The 17330-nt window shown below is 59.1% G+C and carries 12 protein-coding genes and 2 pseudogenes; 10 read left to right on the top strand and 4 right to left on the bottom strand.

Translation table 11 applies throughout. The annotated features are described in order from the left end of the window. Positions 1–10: 10 nt before the first annotated feature. From KHO23_RS19365 to KHO23_RS19325, 9 genes and pseudogenes are all read left to right on the top strand, one after another. Entirely contained in the window at positions 11–1426 is a 1416-nt protein-coding gene (locus KHO23_RS19365) for a DUF1254 domain-containing protein (RefSeq protein ID WP_236066924.1), read from the top strand. 28 nt (positions 1427–1454) lie between these two features. Then, the gene (locus KHO23_RS19360) at positions 1455–2945 is read left to right on the top strand and encodes a DUF1254 domain-containing protein (RefSeq protein WP_211612874.1); all 1491 of its coding nucleotides are present in this window, start codon (positions 1455–1457) and stop codon (positions 2943–2945) included. A 100-nt stretch (positions 2946–3045) separates the two neighbouring features. Beyond that, on the top strand, positions 3046–4017 hold the full coding sequence (locus tag KHO23_RS19355) for a SphA family protein (RefSeq protein WP_211612873.1): 972 nt from the start codon (positions 3046–3048) through the stop codon (positions 4015–4017). 15 nt (positions 4018–4032) lie between these two features. Beyond that, positions 4033–5214, top strand: coding sequence for a BamA/TamA family outer membrane protein (locus KHO23_RS19350; protein ID WP_236066923.1), 1182 nt, complete (start codon positions 4033–4035; stop codon positions 5212–5214). Between the two features lie 120 nt (positions 5215–5334). Next, complete coding sequence (locus KHO23_RS19345; protein WP_211612872.1) at positions 5335–7689, top strand: carbohydrate-binding family V/XII; 2355 nt, start codon at positions 5335–5337, stop codon at positions 7687–7689. Between the two features lie 177 nt (positions 7690–7866). After that, positions 7867–10806 (top strand): O-linked N-acetylglucosamine transferase family protein, encoded by a 2940-nt coding sequence (locus KHO23_RS19340; RefSeq protein WP_211612871.1) that lies wholly within the window; start codon positions 7867–7869, stop codon positions 10804–10806. An 83-nt stretch (positions 10807–10889) separates the two neighbouring features. After that, positions 10890–11963, top strand: coding sequence for a class I SAM-dependent methyltransferase (locus KHO23_RS19335; RefSeq protein ID WP_211612870.1), 1074 nt, complete (start codon positions 10890–10892; stop codon positions 11961–11963). Positions 11964–12230: 267 nt separating this feature from the next. Next, on the top strand, positions 12231–13376 hold the full coding sequence (gene vioA / locus KHO23_RS19330) for a dTDP-4-amino-4,6-dideoxy-D-glucose aminotransferase VioA (RefSeq protein ID WP_211612869.1): 1146 nt from the start codon (positions 12231–12233) through the stop codon (positions 13374–13376). A gap of 304 nt (positions 13377–13680) precedes the next feature. Next, positions 13681–13926: pseudogene (locus tag KHO23_RS19325) on the top strand (class I SAM-dependent methyltransferase); the annotation flags it as partial. Positions 13927–13942: 16 nt separating this feature from the next. On the opposite strand, the gene KHO23_RS19320 reads toward KHO23_RS19325, so the two are convergent. The 4 genes and pseudogenes from KHO23_RS19320 to KHO23_RS19305 form a co-directional block, all read right to left on the bottom strand. Then, positions 13943–14677: a class I SAM-dependent methyltransferase gene (locus tag KHO23_RS19320; RefSeq protein WP_211612867.1), complete on the bottom strand. Its 735-nt coding sequence runs from the start codon at positions 14675–14677 to the stop codon at positions 13943–13945. Between the two features lie 20 nt (positions 14678–14697). Further along, positions 14698–15483 carry a phytanoyl-CoA dioxygenase family protein gene (locus KHO23_RS19315; protein ID WP_211612866.1) on the bottom strand — a complete coding sequence of 262 codons (786 nt, stop codon included), beginning with the start codon at positions 15481–15483 and terminating at the stop codon, positions 14698–14700. After that, positions 15480–15791 (bottom strand): GNAT family N-acetyltransferase, encoded by a 312-nt coding sequence (locus tag KHO23_RS19310; RefSeq protein ID WP_236066930.1) that lies wholly within the window; start codon positions 15789–15791, stop codon positions 15480–15482. The genes KHO23_RS19315 and KHO23_RS19310 overlap by 4 nt, the downstream gene beginning before the upstream one ends. 49 nt (positions 15792–15840) lie before the next feature. After that, a pseudogene (locus tag KHO23_RS19305) lies at positions 15841–16332 on the bottom strand (DegT/DnrJ/EryC1/StrS family aminotransferase); the annotation flags it as partial. 366 nt (positions 16333–16698) lie between these two features. Here KHO23_RS19305 and KHO23_RS19300 point away from each other — a divergent pair. After that, positions 16699–17241 carry a metallophosphoesterase family protein gene (locus KHO23_RS19300; RefSeq protein ID WP_211612863.1) on the top strand — a complete coding sequence of 181 codons (543 nt, stop codon included), beginning with the start codon at positions 16699–16701 and terminating at the stop codon, positions 17239–17241. Positions 17242–17330: the final 89 nt, after the last annotated feature.

The raw sequence follows: 17330 nt of genomic DNA, 5'->3' as shown, positions 1-17330 counted from the left end.
GCAAGCAAACATGACACTTCTTAAACTCCTCAAGATGGGCGCAGTACTCGCAGGCCTGTCGCTGACCGTGTTGCCGTACACGCAAGCCGCCGCCCAGACCACCGCTCCATCCGCGACCGTTACCGCATCCCCGGAAGAGGCGCGCACCATCGCGAGGGATGCGTATCTGTACGCGTATCCAATGCTATTCAACTACAAGACCCTCTACGAGCAGGCGCTTGATCCGAGCTCGAAGTCTTATGTGGGTGGCTTTGGCAAATTCCGTAACTACTCGCATCCGTACGGTCCTGAGAACAAGGATATCGTCACGCCGAACAACGACACGCCGTACTCGTGGGCGTGGCTGGACCTGCGTCGCGAACCGTGGGTGCTGACGGTGCCCGCGGTCCCGAATAAGCGCTACTACGTGTTTCAGTGGATCGACCTGTTTACCTATAACTTCGCATATGTCGGTTCGCGCACTACGGGTAACGGCGCCGGTCACTATCTGTTCGCCGGACCGAACTGGCACGGCGACACGCCCAAGGGCATCGACAAGGTGTTCCGCTCCGAGACGGACTTGATCCTGACGCTGGGCCGCACGGCGCTCAACGGCGCGAGCGACGTCAAGAACGTCGAGGCGATCCAGAAGCAGTACAAGCTCACGCCGCTATCTGCCTTCGAGCACACCGCTGCACCGCCTCCCGTCGCCAAGGTCGATTTTCCGAAGTGGGATGAAGCGAAGGCGACCTCAGTCGACTTCATCGCCTATCTGAACTTCATGTTGCAGTTCACGCAGCCGCCGCAGCCGTCCGAGAAGGAATTGATGGCGCGTTTCGCGAAGATCGGCATTGCGCCGGGTGCGCCGTTCGATCCGGCCGCCTTGCCGCCGGAAACTCGCGCCGCGCTCGAAGCAGGTGTTGCGGACGGCAAAGCTGCATTGGGCGACGCGGAAAAACACACCACTGGGTCGTTCAACCTGTTCGGCAGCCGTGCAGATATGAAGGACGACTACACCACACGCGCCGTCGCGGCGGCGATGGGAATTTACGGCAACACCAAGGAAGAGGCGGTGTACGTCGGCACACGCGTGAACGGCGAGGACCACCAACTGCTCGGCTCGGAGCCGTATGTGCTGCACTTCGACAAGAAGGACCTGCCGCCCGCGGAGTTCTTCTGGTCGATGACCCTGTACGACCTGCCCGCGCGCCATCTGGTCGCGAATCCGATCAACCGTTACTCGATCGGCGATCGCACCAGCGGTCTCAAGTACGGCACCGACGGCTCGTTGGATATCTACGTGCAGAACACGTCGCCGGGTGCAGACAAGACGTCGAACTGGTTGCCGGCGCCCACCGGTGCGTACACCCTCATCATGCGGATTTATGGCCCGGATAAGGCGGTGCTCGACGGCAGCTGGAAATTCCCAAAGCCGCAAAAGCGCTGAACCGGGCATGGACGAATCTGAGAACACTATGAACAAGAAAACCGCAACATGGGTCACGGCGGCCGTACTGGCATCGGTCGCGACCCCCATTCTGGCGAAGACACAGCAGGACCAGCCCGCCCAGGCGACGGTCTCCACTGCGTCCGTATCGGGCCCAATCGCCGGCTACACGATCTCGGAAGAATACGCACGGCTGGTGGCGCGCCAGACTTATTTCTGGGCGTGGCCGATGGTGAACGTCTATGGCCGCCTGGTGGCGATGAAGCAGGTACCGCAGCCGGGTCTGAACGGCGGCATCGTGCCGGTTGCGCCGCCCAATCATCTGTCGATGCTGCGTGACTATATCCAGCCGCAGGAGCGATTTGTCGCGTGTCCGAATCAGGATGTTGTCTACGGCTCTTCGATCCTCGATCTGAACCAGACGCCGGTGGTCGTGCAGGTGCCCGATTTCGGCAAACGCTTCTGGGTCTATCAGGCTGTCGATTTGCGCACCGACGGGTTCGCGAGTCTCGGCAAGATGTACGGCACGCGTCCGGGCTTCTATCTGTTAGCGGGTCCTGACTGGCACGGCCAGGTGCCGAAGGGCATTCGCCAGGTGTTCCGCTCGCCGACCGGTGTCGGCAGTTTTATTCCGCGCATTTTCATGGACGACACGCCTGAAGATCGCGCGGCCGTGCAGTCGGTGATTGCAAAGGTTGGCCTGTATCCGCTCGCCGAGTACGACGGTAAGGTCAAGGAGACCGACTGGTCGAAGTTGCCGAGCTTCGGTAAGTCCGGCGACAGTTCAGCGGGCGCAAGCGCGGAAGAGATTAAATGGGTCGATCCGAACCGTTTCTGGGACATGCTGCCCGTGGTGCTCGACGCGACGCCGCCGCAACGCGGCGAAGAAGCCCTCTACGCGCAGGCTCGCGCGCTGATCGCGGCGGCGCAGAAAGATCCGGCGCTCAAGGCCGCGATTGCCGACGAAGCGGCCAAGACGGAGACGAATCTGGTCACGCCGCTGTTCAACTTCAACACCTTCGGCAAGCGGCTGCCGGCTAACTGGAACACCATCAGCAACGGCGCCGCATTTGGCACGGACTACTTTACGCGCACGGCGGTGGCGAAATCGAACATCTTCGTCAACAAGCCTAACGAGACCAAGTATTTCTATGCCGATGCCGACGCATCCGGTCAGCGTCTCGACGGCAACGCGCATTACACGGTGACGTTTGCTAAAGATAGGTTGCCGCCGGTCAAAGGCTTCTGGTCGCTGACCTTGTATAACTCGCATCATTTCTTTTCACCGAATGCGCAGAACCGCTACTCGCTCGGCACCAAGAACAAAGACCTGAAGTTCAATGCCGACGGCTCGCTGACGCTCTACGTGCAGAGCACGAGCCCCGGTGACGACAAGGTCTCCAACTGGCTGCCGGCGCCGGCCAATGAGGCTTTCTCGCTCTACGTCCGTGCCTATTGGCCGCAGCAATCGGCGCTCGACGGCAGCTGGACGCCGCCGCCGGTTGTGCGCCAGCCGTGAGAAACACACCGTTGCGAATGCGTGCGGCTTGCCGCCGCAGTTTGCCAACACTCCATTCCGTAGAGTGAGAATGCGGAAGACCAATTTTATGAGGATGACTATGAGTCGCCCAAACTGTTTGTCCGCAAGCCGGTCACTCGCCACGTTGTGCACGGGTGCGCTTCTTACCACCGCCGGTGTGGGTCTCTCACAGCAAGCATGGGCTACTGAAGGAGGCATTGGCAGACCGATCACGGGCATGCAGGTTACACCGTACGCCGGGGTGGTGCCGCCGACCAGCGACTGGATCGTGTCGGCCAACACGATCTATTACGAAGGCTCGCTGGGCGCAAGCAAGACCATTCCGATCGCCGGCAAGATCACCTCGGGCCTCGACTATTCGATCGTGTACACGCTGGTCAACGCGGTCAAGACGTGGGGCATTACTGCGGGCGGCTGGAACTTCGCGTCGTCGTTCGGTGTGCCGATCCAGTACACCAATGTGTCGTCGTTTCATGGCCTGTTGCCGAACGATCACGGTACCCAGTTCGCCGACATTTTCTTCACGCCGGTCGTGGCGGGCTATCACCTGACCAAGACCGACCACATCGCGTTGAGCCTGCAGATCTATGCGCCAACCGGCGCCTACACGTCGAGCCGCCTCGCGAATGCAGGGCAGAACACGTGGACCTTCACACCGACGGTCTCCTATACGAAGCTGTTCCCGAAAGAGGAGATCGAGCTGTCGTTGAACTACGGCGTCGAGTTCTATACGCCCAATAACGACACCCACTATCACAACGCGCCGCTCAGCGTGCTCGACCTGTTGGCACTCAAGCGCTTCGGCGGGGGGTGGGGCGTGGGCGTAGTGGGTGGCTACATCCAGCAGCTCGGTCATGACAGTGGCGGCCTGGCGGATGTCACCGGCGGCAATCAGGGGCATTCGGTGGGTATTGGACCGATGGTCACGTGGTCGGGCAAGGTTCAGAAGACGCCGGTGTCGGCATCGCTGCGTTGGGTCAACGAGTTCAACGTCAGCAACCGGCCTAAGGGGAATGCGGTGGAACTGACGGTCAGTGCGACCTTCCAGTAACGGAGCATGCATCTGGTGATCCGTCGTTTCTTGCGTGTGCCGTTTTCCGACGCCGCCGCGTCGCCCATGAAGGGCGACGGGCATCGCAGCCGCCGGTTGTGCGCCTCGGCGACGGCCGCTGCGTTGCTGGTTATGTCGGGACACGGGCATGCCGAGTCGAAATTCACCGACCCCGAAGACGGCGCCTTCGACATGAGCAATCTGCTGCTGACGCATAGTGGCGTGTTGCCGGTGCCGACGCTTATCACCGAGCCCGCAGTCGGCTACGGGCTGGGCCTCGGTCTGCTCTACTTCTCGTTGCCGAAGAAAAGTGCCGACGCGCCCGACGATTCCAAGGCACCACCGAACATCACCGGCCTCGGTGGCTTTGCGACTGGCAGCCATAGTTGGGGCGCGGGATTGATGCACTTCCACACATGGGATGACGATCACATCCGCTATCTCGGCGTGGTCGGCAAGGTGGGGCTGCATCTGAACTATTACGGTATCCAGAATCAGCCGCGCGCGTATCAGCTCGACGGGATCGCTGTGGTGCAGCAGGTGTTGTTCCGGATCGGCAACAGCCATTGGTATGTCGGTCCACGCTACACCTTCTTCGACGCGACCACACGCTTCAGTTCGACTATCCCCGTGAGCATTCGCCAGTTCGAGAAAGATCAGCGCGTCGCGAAGGGTGGCATAGTGGTCGATTACGACACGCGCGACAACATGTTCTATCCGTCGAGCGGCACCTACGCGGAGCTCGAAGCGGACCTCGCGCGCGGCGGGCTCGGCAGTTCCACCAACTTTCAGGAGCAGACGGCGCGTGGCTACCAATGGATTCCGCTGTCGAAGAGCTGGGTGCTCGGCCTGCGTGCCGACACTGGCTTCTCGCAAGGAAACATTCCGTTTTTCGCACAACCGTATGTGTCTTTGCGCGGGGTGTCCGATGCGAAGTTTCAGGACAACAACCAGCTTACAGCGGAAGCCGAAATCCGCTGGAACGTCACGCCGCGGTGGTCGGTGCTCGGCTTCGGCGGTGTGGGTAAAGCCTATGGCCATCTGCATTCGTTTTCGGATGCGCCGACCGCGTTTGGCTTTGGCACAGGTTTTCGCTATCTGATCGCTCGCAAGCTCGGCGTGTCGATGGGGATCGACGTCGCGCACGGGCCGGGGCAGAACGCTTTTTATGTGCAGGTGGGCAGCGCCTGGCGCTGAAGAGAATCAACCAGTTCAGTGGAGATCGCAGAGGGAGGCGCAACAAACGGTTGCTGCACGGTGCGAACGCCGGCCGCCGCCTGCGAGTTTTCGCTATCCATATTGAAGGAATGAGGTGCAATGAAAACCCCGATAAAGCAATCGTTGTTGCTCCTGGCCGGCGTGTGCACGTCGTTGGCCGCGACGCTCGTCGTGCCTGCTCAAGCGCTCGCCGCTGCCGCCGTGCAGCCGCTGCCGACAGTCTGGCCACGCGATTTCGATAACGCCCAGCAGCGTATCGAGCTGTATCAGCCGCAGGTGGAAGTGTGGCAGGGCAACCGGATCGAAGGCCGAGCGGCTTTCGCAGTCGGCGCGAAGAGCGCCACGCCGAACTACGGTGTCGCGCATTTCACCGCGCGGGCTGAAATCGACAAGACCAGTTCGACGGTGCAACTGCTCGACATCGTGTTCGACCAGGTCGACATGCCGACCACGCCGTCCGCTGCCGCCGGCGTCAAAGCAGCCTTGCAGGCGCGCATTCCGAAAGACGGCCTCACCACCTCGCTCGAACAGTTGCAGGCCACCTACGCCAGCACCCACGAAGGCGGCGAACCGGGCCTCGCGGTGCAGAACACTGTGCCCAACATCATCTTCGCCGAACGTCCCACGTTACTCGTGCTGGTCGACGGCGACGCGAACTGGCGTGCGCTCGGCGACACGCACTATCAACGTCTGATCAACACTCGGGCGATGGTGCTCAAAGACGCAAGCGGCACGCTGCATCTGAATGCCGCGGGCTTCTGGTACGAGGCGACCGCGCTCAATGGCCCATGGCGCCTGGACGCAACGCCGCCGCATGAGCTGGTCGCCGCCGCGAACAAGGCGCAAGCGAATCTCAAGTCGGACCCGATGTTGCCCACGGACGGCAAGAAGCCTGCGCATGCGCCGGACGTGGTGGTTGCCGCACAGCCGGCCGAACTGGTGGTGACGAACGGCAAGCCGGAGCTGCAACCGGTCAAAGGCGTGAATCTGCTCTCCGTCGCCAACGCCGACCATGCGCTCTTCGTCGAACCGCGCGACAACCACTACTACCTGCTGCTGTCGGGCCGCTGGTTCAGCGCGGCGAGCCTCTCCGGACCGTGGACCTTTGTCGACGGCAAGAGCCTGCCCGCCGACTTCTCGAAGATCGCTGCCGACGACCCGCATGCGAACGCGCTTGTCTCCGTGCCCGGCACGCCGCAGGCGAAAGAGGCGGCGATCGCCGCAACCATCCCGCAGACGGCGACCGTGTCGCGCAAGACCGCTGCGTTGACGGTCGGTTATGACGGCGCGCCGAAGTTCGCCGGCATCGCTGGAACGTCCTTGTCGTATGCAGTGAACACGGCGACGCCGGTGATCCAGACCGCGCCTTCGCAATTCTTCGCGGTCGCCAACGGGATCTGGTTCACCGCGAGCGCGGCGAGCGGCCCGTGGCATGTCGCCGATACCGTGCCGGCTGCGATCTATACGATTCCGGCGGCTTCGCCCGTGCATTACGTGACCTACGTTCACGTGTATTCGGCGACGCCCGATACGGTGGTGGTCGGCTACACGCCGGGCTACATGGGCGTGGTCGTCAATGCGAATGGCACGGTCGTGTACGGCACCGGCTATGTGTACGCGCCGTATGTCGGTGACGTCTACTATGGCTACCCGGCCACCTATGGCTACGGCGCGGGCTTCGCGCTCGGCACCACGGTGGGCTTCGCCTTCGGCTTTGCGATCGGCGCCACGTGGGGCGCACCGTCGCCGTACTGGGGGCCGTACTGGGGCGGTAGCTGGCAATACGCGAACGTCAACCAGGCGAATATTTACGGCCGCTGGGGAGGGCAGGCCACCGTGACCCACGCGAGCGGCTGGAACGGTTGGACCGGCAACAGCTGGGCGGGGTCGTCCGTATCCGGTTTCAATCCGTACACTGGCGCTCATTACCAGGGGAGCCGTGGCGCCGTCGAGAATGCGTACAACGGCAACTATGCGGCGGGACGGCAAGGCTCGTTCAGCAATCCGTCGACGGGACGCAGCGGTGCGGGACGTGGCGGCGTAGTGGGCAACCAGGGCACCGGCGATTACGCGGCGGGCGGGCAGCGCGCCGGCTACAACGCGCAGACCGGCCGCTACGGCGTGGCTGAAGGGGGCGTAACCGGCAACACGAATTCAGGCGATCATCAGGCGGGCTCGCGCGGCGTGGTGGGCAATAAGAACACCGGTAACGCGGTTGCGTGGAACAACGGCAATGTCTATGCGGGCAGCAACGGCAACGTTTACCGGCATGATCAGGGCGGCGGCTGGGAGCAGCACAGCACCAGCGGCTGGCAGCCGGTTCAGCCGAACGCCGGTCAGACCCAGCAGCTCGACTCGCTCAAGCAGGGGCATGATCTTGGGAATGCGCGCGCGAGTGGGCAGTTTCAGGGGCAGCGGAACTTTGGTGGTGGGGGAGGGCGGTTCAGGCGGTGACGAAGCCGCCCGCTGGGCTCAAGCCGCGCCTCGCGCGGCTTTTTTGTATCTGCCTTGTGTGCGTTGTACTTGTTTGAATTGTGGGTGAATCAAGGGTCTACTCGCCGATTTGGCCGGCGAGTCCCGCGGTTAGACTGCTCGAAACTGGCACCTTACCGGATTGCACAATTCCTACAGATGAAAGAACCCATCGCCACTGACGACGAGCTGCAGCGGGCCGTTGCGCATCACAGCGCAGAGCGTTTCCACGATGCTGAGCGGGCTTATCGCGCGATTCTGGAAATTCGCCCGGATCACCCTGACGCGAACCACAACCTCGGCATCCTTCTAGTGCAACAGAATCAGGCAGCTCAGGCGCTGCCGTTTTTCAGCACGGCGGTGGAGGCAACCCCCGATTGCGAGGCTTTCTGGACGTGTTATATCCAGGCACTCGAGTTGACCGGGCAACTTGACGAGGCGCGCGAGGTACTGGAACGGGCCCGGCGACAAGGATTTCCCGTCGACGAGGTGGAAACTGCCGCCGCGTCGCACGAAACCCTGTCCGTCGAGCAGGCGAGCGCCTTAGCTGTCGAATTCATTGAGACTCTGGTCGCGCTGTCCGAACAAGGACTTCATGACACTGTCGAAGTGCTCGCGCGGCAGATGACCACCTCATTGCCCGATCATGGCTTCGGCTGGAAAATGTTGGGAATTGCAGTGCTGGAGCAGGGCCGCTTTGAGGCGGCACTGGTGCCGCTCATGCGAGCCAGTGCGCTTCTGCCTGACGATGCTGAACTGCTGTCCCATCTTCAGACCGCATCGACACTGAAGAATGTGTTCGATCAACACCGGGTCGCAGTGACACTGCAGAAAGCGATCGATCAACACCGGGGCGGCAATACGGAGCAGGCTGAGGTTCTTTTTAAGAAGGTTCTGGCAATCCAGCCCAACCATGCCGACGCCAATCACAATCTCGGTATCCTCGCGGTCGAAATGGGACGTTTTGAGGAGGCGCTGCCCTACCTGGAGGCGGCGATTGCCGCGAATCCCCATCACGAGCAATTCTGGGTCAGTTACGCCAACACGCTGGTTCGCGCTGGACGGAAAGATGCTGCGTGGCAGGTGCTGGAGGCTGGGCAGCAACGGGGCCTCCAGGGTCCCTTGTTGCAACTGCTGACCGTGTTGGTGGCACGGCCGGAATTCGGCCGATGGGAAGGCGCGCTGGCAGCTGCCCCTGGCACGGAACACAAGACCGACCAGCATGGTGATGCCAATTCAGTCCAGCCAGATACGCCCGTGTTGCAAACATTGGCGAGTAAGGCGAAGCCTCAAAAGCGAGAGCAAGACCCCAGTCCCAAAGAAGCCAGCAGTCTGTTGTCGTTGTACAACCGCGGTCGGACTGCAGAAGCGATTCCGGCGGCGAAGCGTTTCACGACCCGCTATCCGTCGTCTGTGGTTGGCTGGAAAGTGCTTGGAAGCGCGCTGTTCAAGCAGAAGCAGCTTGAGCAAGCGCGAGTGCCCTTGCAACAGGCCCTCGAATTGGAGCCGACCGACGTCCAGGTGCTACAAATCCTGGCGAAAGTCCTGAGTGCACTGGGGCAACTTGAGCAGGCCGAATCAACATGCCAGCGGCTACTGGAAATCGAGCCCGATGACGACGAGGGGCATCGGATCTTGAGTGATGCCCTGCGCGTCCGCGGTCGGTTTGCGCAAGCGGAAGCCAGCGCTCGACGGGCACGGGAAATCAATCCTGCAGCCGCACTGACTCATGCGGTCCTCGGCTTGGTTCTTCTTGAGCAAGGACAACTCACCGAGGCCGAAACGTGTTTTCGCCGGTCGCTTGAAATTGAACCGGACGCTGACACGGTTCATCAGGAGCTGCTGTTCTGCCTCACCCTCAATGAACGCGTAACCCCATTAGAGCTGGCGGCGGAACATCGTCGGTTCGGCGAACGCGTGGAGGCAAAGGCTCGAAAGCGATGGCGCCCCCACCGCAACCCGCGTACGCCCGACCGGTGCCTGCAGATCGGTTTTGTCTCCGGGGATCTGTTTAACCATGCCGTCGCCAATTATATTGAGCCGGTATTGGTTCACCTCGCCCGCGACGAGCATCTGTCTCTACACGCCTATTACACCCACACAGCGGAAGACGCCGTCACTCAACGGCTGCGCGGCCTGTTTGCTCACTGGCATCCGGTTGCCGACATGAGTGCCTCTGCTCTGGCTGACAGAATTCGTGCCGACGGAATCGACATTCTTATCGACCTGTCAGGGCATACAGAGCGGAATCGCTTGACAACCTTCGCCCAAAAGCCGGCTCCGCTGCAGGCCAGCTGGATGGGCTACCCCGGCACAACCGGCCTGAGTACGATGGACTACTATGTCTCGGATCGCCATTTGGTCCCCTTCGGCGACTTTGACGACCAGTTCACGGAAAAGATCGCCTATCTGCCGGCCTGCGCTCCATTTCTTCCATCGGACATGGCGCCTCCGATCAACCCATTGCCAGCCCTGCGCAACGGCTACGTGACCTTCGGCAGTTTCAACCGTTTGAACAAACTCAGTCCGGAGGTCATCTCGCTATGGTCACAAGTGCTGAGGGCAATACCTACTGCTCGCATGCTACTGGGGGCGATGACCGACGAGGAAAGCGCCAGCAACGTAATTGACTGGTTTGCCAAGGAGGGCATCAGCCGCGAACGGCTCGATATTCGCCTACGCACGACCATTCCCTTGTATCTGCTACAGCATCATCAGGTCGACATCTGTCTCGATACATTTCCCTATGCCGGCGCGACCACGTCACTTCACGCGTTATGGATGGGCGTGCCCACCGTCACGCTTCCAGGCGAGACGGTCGCTAGCCGATGCGGCGCGGCTATTTTTTCGCACGCCGGCCTGGAGACATTCCTCGCGCATGACAAGCCGGATTTCGTGCAGAAGGCATTGCATTGGGCCGGCGACCTTTCCGCTCTCGCCAGCCTGCGATCGGGTATGCGTGAGCGCTGCATGCAATCGCCCAACTTCCGCCCGGAGATCATCGCGGCCGGGATGTCCCGCGCGCTGCGCGTCATGTGGCACCGCTTGTGCGAAGGCGCGCCGCCAACGCATTTAGACGTCACTCAGAACGATGACTAAACCGGCCATCGAGCAACCCATGATCACGAGGTCGTCGAAGATGCATTCGGGCATTCGCGCGATGTACCAGAAAGGAAACGTTCTTGACTAAGCCCGTTCTGATTTTTCCGGCGGGAATGCCTCGCTCGCTCGCCTACCTTCAACGTGCGCGGGCCGAGGGCCAGCACGTCATTGGCTCATCCTCGCTTGGGTACGATCCGGCGCGGGAACACTATTCTCAATGGGTTCATCTGCCCTACATCACTGCGCCGGATTTCGATCAGGCGCTGCGTCAGGCCGTTGCCGATTTTGATATCGGCGGAATTTTCTCCCCTAACGTCGTGGCTTGGGATTATCTGCATCGTTGCCTCCCGGACATTCTTCCCGACGTGAAACTGGTCAACAGTTGCCCGATGGACTCCGAGGTCGCCCCCTATCAAAGCGCTTTGCAGTTCGGCGCGTCAGTTCTTTCGCGGCCGATGGAACTCGCTGCGTCCGCGCCACCTCGACTGTCTGTTTCGCCACTGGAAATCGCCGCTCTCTTTCGCCACGCCGACGTCATTCCAGGTATGTGCGACCACGACAAGATTCACGCCTTGTGTGAGATTTTCCGCCACAGTCCGGCGGGTGACATCGTGGAAATTGGGAGCTGGTGGGGCAAGTCGGCCTTCGTCCTTGCTCGGCTTGCGCGCTGCTACGGTATCGGCAAGCTGCTGTGCGTGGATCCCTGGTCGAACGAGCATCTGATCCAGAAGGAAGAGAACGGCCTTGTGAGTCGCGTGCCAGCCAACGCCGACGAAGCGCTGACCGTTTTTCTGCTCAACCTGCTGCCCTATGCGAATGGTGCGGTGAATTATTTGCGATTGCCCTCGGTCGATGCAGCGGTCGAATACCGCCGCGGCCCAATCGTGACCACTGCGGCATTCGGCGAAACGCGCTACGCAGGGCGCATTGCCGTCCTGCATGTGGACGGCAACCACGACTACGTTAGCGTCAAGAAAGACGTCGCCGCCTGGTGCGACCTAGTGGTGCCTGGCGGATGGATTGTCATGGACGACTACGTTTGGCCATACGGTGATGGTCCCAAGAAGGTTAGCGACGAATTCCTGGATAACCACGTCCAGGACATTGCTTGTGCATTCGTAATGGGATCGGCATTGTTCATCCAGAAAAAATAGTGATTCGAACAAGGCGCATGGGGATATTTGCAACCTGCAAAGAGGCATGCTTTTTCGCCTCATCTCCAGGCATCGGGAGCGAAACTGCGGTCGCATAATTCAAAGGTCGCCGTGCACCATTGTCAGGTCACGGCTCGCGGCGCAGTGGATCACAGGCGAGTCTGCCTTTTCATAGCCTCTGGTGGATCCTTGATGTCCGTCCCCGCCGACCGGGTAAAGGAACGCCTCTGAAACAAACCGTGTCGGTCGACCGCAAGGAAACGCCAAATGAGCAATAATGCATCGCTTCGCGTGATCTCATCATCTGCGGACGAACGCATCTACGTTACGCAGCCGCATCTGCCGCCGCTCTCGGAGTTCATCCCTTATCTGGAGAAGATCTGGGACAGTAAGCTCCTGACCAACGGGGGGCCGTTTCACGTTCAGCTCGAAAGAGCGCTATGCGAATATCTCGGCGTGCCGCATCTCTCGCTGTTCACCAACGGCACCCTTGCGCTGGTCACGGCTTTGCAGGCGTTGCGGATAACGGGCGAAGTCATTACCACGCCCTATTCGTTTGTAGCGACGGCCCATTCGCTCTTGTGGAACGGGATCAAACCTGTGTTCGTAGACGTCGAGCCGAACACGCTTAACCTCGATCCCGCGAAAATCGAAGCAGCCATTACGCCGCAAACCACGGCGATTCTGCCGGTCCATTGCTACGGTCACCCCTGCGACGTCGAAGCGATTCAGAAGATCGCGGACAACTACAATCTCAAGGTCATCTACGACGCCGCGCACGCATTCGGCGTGCGGGACGACAGCGGCAGTGTGCTCCGGCGTGGTGATCTGTCAGTACTCAGCTTCCATGCCACGAAGGTCTTCAATACGTTTGAAGGGGGGGCAATCATTTGCCCCGATGCAAAGACCAAGCAGCGCATCGATCACCTGAAGAATTTTGGTTTCGTGGATGAAGTGACTGTCGTCGCGTCCGGGATCAACGGCAAGATGAGTGAAATAAATGCAGCGTTCGGCATGCTTCAACTTAAGCATATCGATCATGCGCTTGCCCGCCGTAAAGAAATTGACGCAACGTACCGTGAATTGCTCCGCGATGTGCCGGGCATCCGATGCCTGCCAAGCGCGGGTGAGACGGCTGCCAACTATTCGTATTTCCCGATTCTGGTGAATGCCGAGTATCCCGCCAGCCGTGACGCCTTGTATCAGACACTGCGCGACAACAATATTTACGCGCGCCGTTACTTTTATCCGCTAATTTCGGATTTCCCCATGTATCGAGGGCTGCCCTCCGCGCGCCGCGAGAATCTTCCAGTAGCGGCTGAAGCCGCGCTCAAGGTTTTGTGCCTGCCTATTTACCCTTCATTGTCGAACGACAATGTCGAGCGGATCGTGAGAATTATTGCCGACTGTTGAAGCTGTGGGCTGCGGGCAGCGTCTTCCAAAAAAACCTTAGACGTAGTTTGTCGATGCAGAAGTTTGTTCACGGCCATTCACAAAAGGTGCGCCAACAGAAAACAGAAATTTGAGGGGGTGGAGATGAGCAATGCGCTGGACAGGCACGTTGGCGCCTATCAGAACGACAACCTGTACAACTTCGATAACGAGATTCTGCTGACCTAGTACCCGCAAAGGGTCTACATCACGCCAGTGCAGCGAACTCGCTGCTTGAACTGGGGCTAGGTCATGGCTACAGTACCGACATTCTTCCCGCCGCGTCGGGCGACACGTGGTGCTGGAAGGCTCGCCTGCTGTCATGCGGAACTTCCGCGAGAAACATCCAAGCACCAGGGCGAAGATCATCGAGACCTATTTCGAAGAATTTTCCACCGAGGAGCGCTTCGATGTAATCGTCATGGGCTTCATCCTCGAACACGTGGACGATCATCCCTTGTTGATTCTGCGTCGTTTTCGGACGTTTCTAGCCCCCCGGTGGGGAAATGTTCGTGGCGGTGCCGAACGCTGAACCCCTAGTCTGCGCGTTAGCCCGCCGAACAGATCATATAAATACTGGCGGTCATGGCGGGGTAGATCATGCCTAGGTTGTAGATCCCGTCGAGGTACTTGGCATCGATGATCCCCGCCTCCAGGGCTTTGTCCATCTGATAGTTTGCTAGTGCTTTAAACATCAGCCCGCCGCGCTGATCGACACGAAAGCCGACTGCGCGCAGATCGGCCTCCAGCGTATCGAAGGAATAAGTTCTCCTATGCCCATGCTCCCATTCGCCATTGGTGACAGCGTTGTTCGAGGCGATAAGCCCCATCTGGACGGCGATTTGCCGAGACGGCGCGTCCGCATTTGGCACCAGCACATAAAATTGTCCGTTCGGTTGCAGCCAGCTTTTGATTTTGGCGAGGATGATGCCGGGTTCGTCCACGTGCTCGAGCGTATTGATGAGGAATATCGAGTTGTACTTCGCTTCCAACTCGGCTTCCTCAAAGGTAGCGTTGATGAATTTCACCGATCCGGGAACGTTGAGTCGCGCGATTCCAATCGCTTCGGACGATGCTTCAACCACGGTCAAATCGTCAAAATGTTGGGCGAGAAGCACGGTCGACTGCCCTTCATGGCAGCCCAGTTCAAGCGCCGGACCGACTTTGAAGAAAGGCGCGAAACGCTTCATCATGTAATTTCTGACAATGTCATCGAAATTATATGAATACCTCTTCTCTGGACGAGATAGGGCTTCCGAGTTGTAGTCGCGCGTGACTGTCATGGAAATCTCTTTGAAATGGGTTAGCCCTGATCGGGCAAATACAATCTTTCTGCTTTTGGCTTGTACCATTCTGCCAGGCTCACTGGAACCCTTGAATTGAAGCCCAGTAACTGCCGGGTTAATTCCGATAGCTGTTGTCCCCTGGACTCTCCGAGCATTCTCGCGTAGTCCATCTGCGGTTTAATGAATGCCGGCCCAAAGCTAAGCGTCAGCGCAACCCTGTTTTCCTGTGTGGTGTTAAGCGTTCCTTTGTGCCAGAGGTATGAATTGAACAATAAGATTGATCCCGCCGCTCCCAGGATCGGCTCGCTCCCTCGCTCGAATTCTTCGTCGCTCGGCTGTTCGGACATCAAATGCGAACCGCTTAACACTCTGGTTGCGCCATTCTCGATCGTGAACTCGTCGAGCATCACGAGCATATTCATGCGCATGTTGAACATTGGGATATAGGTCGCAACGTCTCGGTGCACCCTGTGAACATAATTCACCAGATTCGGAAAGCCTCCAACCGGATTGCACGCATGCAAAATATACGGCTTGAAAGAAAAAAAATGCGACAAATACGGATGGAACAAATGCAGGTCGATGAACGCATCAATGCTGTCACCGCCGCCGATGGCGTTGTGCCCAGTGCCGTCCCCTGCAAGATTGATCTTGTTGGCGATTTGATGGCCGGCGCAGACATCTATCCACTTGAGGCTGTCGCGTCGCAGTTCGCGAACTAGGTCGGCTGGAAGGGAATCAGGAAAAAGGGCCCATCCTCGCGTCTTGATCTTGCTATCAAAGTCGATAATATCCGCCGTCATAATTTCGACTCCATCAAGATTTTTCCGGCACGATTGTCGATTGAATAAAAGCCCAGTTTTCCGTAGAACGCCTGTGCTGCGAGATTGTTTGAGTTGACCTCCAGACGGCAAGCCCGGAATCCTCTGCTTCTGGCCTGTTCAATGACTGAATTGATGAGCAAACGACCGAGTCCGCTTCGCCGGCTTTCCAGGGCTACCAGAATCAGTGTTACGTAGGCCGTCAACGTGGTTTCGTCATTGCAGTAGTAGGCAATGAAGCCCCGGCACAAACCTTTGTCGAGATGAAGAAAAAACTCCGCGTTCGACATGAGCTTTTCCATGTACGAATCCAGAGCGACCCCTATGAAGCTTGCGTCGTGCCCCTGTTCGCACAAGATGAGCTTGCAGATTTCTTCGTACATGATGATGAGCTTCTACGTCGCATCGGGTTTTTGATGGCTGAATCGCCGTGGCTTGCGGCGTGATGGCCGCTTTGATTTTCGAGGGACCGAGGTTGAGTGTATTCGGCCCCACATCGACGAACAGCGGCTTGATTCCGTTCCACAGTAACGAATGCACAGTCGCTACGAAGGAATATGGAGTGGTGATGACTTCGCCGGTGATACGCAGCGCCGTGGCCGGCGCCGGCGTGCCGTTGACAAATAGCGATAGATGCTGCACGCCGAGATACTCGCCCAGCACCTTTTCGAGCTGCTGGGGAAACGGGCCCTCGTTGGTCAGGGCCTTGCTGTCACAGGTGTTCTCTAGGTGCGGGATGAACTCGGAACGCGGCGGCATGTGCGGCTGTGTCACGTAGATGCTTTCCCTCGCAGATGATGGGATCACGCGAAGCGATGCATCTTTATTCATTTAGCGCTTCCTTGCGGGCGACGGACAATGTGTTTGCCAGTTGCATGGCGTGGTCGGCGGGGACGGATAACAAGGGTCAACCGGCGTCGATGAAAGGCGAACTCGTGTCCGAACAACGGCGCCGTGGGGCGTCACTTTGACAACGGTGTGCGGCGATCTTGTTGAATTATGTGGCCTCAGTTTCGATGCCGATGCATCGAAATGAGGCGAAAAAGCGTGCCTCTTTACGGGATCGCGATGCGCGACGAGAGAGCGTGACTCGCTTTGCCAGATGGCGGCGAGAGCAACAGTTTGAAGCCCATGAGCGTATTTCGGGGGCAGCGACATGGGGATCGAGCGATCGTCTAGCGCGGGTCTCTTTGTAGTTTGAAAAATATTTCGGAATTCATTTCTGACATCCACGGCAACTACGAAGCGCTAAAAGCCGTGCTGAGCAAGTTGGACCGAATGGGGGTCGACCGCATCTACTGCGCGGGCGACGTAGTGGGCTATTACTCGCAGATCAACGAGTGCTGCCGCGAACTCCGGGAGCGCAACATTCCATGCGTCATGGGCAATCACGATTGGTACATGGCCGGCGACGGTTTTTGCCCACGATCGCGCAGCGTGAGCGATTGCCTTGCATATCAACGGGCGATCATCGAGATCGAGCATTTGGACTGGCTGCGAACCTTTCCAGTGCAGATGCGTATCGGTGAAATCAAGATGGTTCATGGCGGGTGGGGCGACCCCATTGACGAGTACTTGAAACCGACTGCTGAGTATTTCCAGCAGGTGCAGGGACGATATTTCGTATCCGGCCATACGGATCTGCAGGCCGTCCAGTGCTTCGGCGACAAGGTTTACTGTAATCCCGGCTCGGTGGGGCAGCCGAGAGACGGCGACCCGCGGGCGGCGTTCGCAGTGTAAGACGCAGGTCAATTCACACTGCATCGCGTCGAGTACGACATGCAGAAGGTGTTCGACCTGATGGACGCTGCGGGTTTCAGCGACTACTA

Origin of the sequence: Paraburkholderia haematera, from assembly GCF_905220975.1 — a bacterium.
Classification (GTDB): domain Bacteria; phylum Pseudomonadota; class Gammaproteobacteria; order Burkholderiales; family Burkholderiaceae; genus Paraburkholderia; species Paraburkholderia haematera.
This window is presented reverse-complemented; position numbering and strand designations above follow the sequence as displayed.

Bases quoted from the DNA above. Each gene is read 5' to 3' on its own strand.
- KHO23_RS19365 (WP_236066924.1), top strand. From the start codon at position 11: ATGACACTTCTTAAACTCCTCAAGATGGGCGCAGTACTCGCAGGCCTG.
- KHO23_RS19360 (WP_211612874.1), top strand. From the start codon at position 1,455: ATGAACAAGAAAACCGCAACATGGGTCACGGCGGCCGTACTGGCATCG.
- KHO23_RS19355 (WP_211612873.1), top strand. From the start codon at position 3,046: ATGAGTCGCCCAAACTGTTTGTCCGCAAGCCGGTCACTCGCCACGTTG.
- KHO23_RS19345 (WP_211612872.1), top strand. From the start codon at position 5,335: ATGAAAACCCCGATAAAGCAATCGTTGTTGCTCCTGGCCGGCGTGTGC.
- KHO23_RS19340 (WP_211612871.1), top strand. From the start codon at position 7,867: ATGAAAGAACCCATCGCCACTGACGACGAGCTGCAGCGGGCCGTTGCG.
- vioA (WP_211612869.1), top strand. From the start codon at position 12,231: ATGAGCAATAATGCATCGCTTCGCGTGATCTCATCATCTGCGGACGAA.
- KHO23_RS19320 (WP_211612867.1), bottom strand. From the start codon at position 14,677: ATGACAGTCACGCGCGACTACAACTCGGAAGCCCTATCTCGTCCAGAG.
- KHO23_RS19315 (WP_211612866.1), bottom strand. From the start codon at position 15,483: ATGACGGCGGATATTATCGACTTTGATAGCAAGATCAAGACGCGAGGA.
- KHO23_RS19310 (WP_236066930.1), bottom strand. From the start codon at position 15,791: ATGTCGAACGCGGAGTTTTTTCTTCATCTCGACAAAGGTTTGTGCCGG.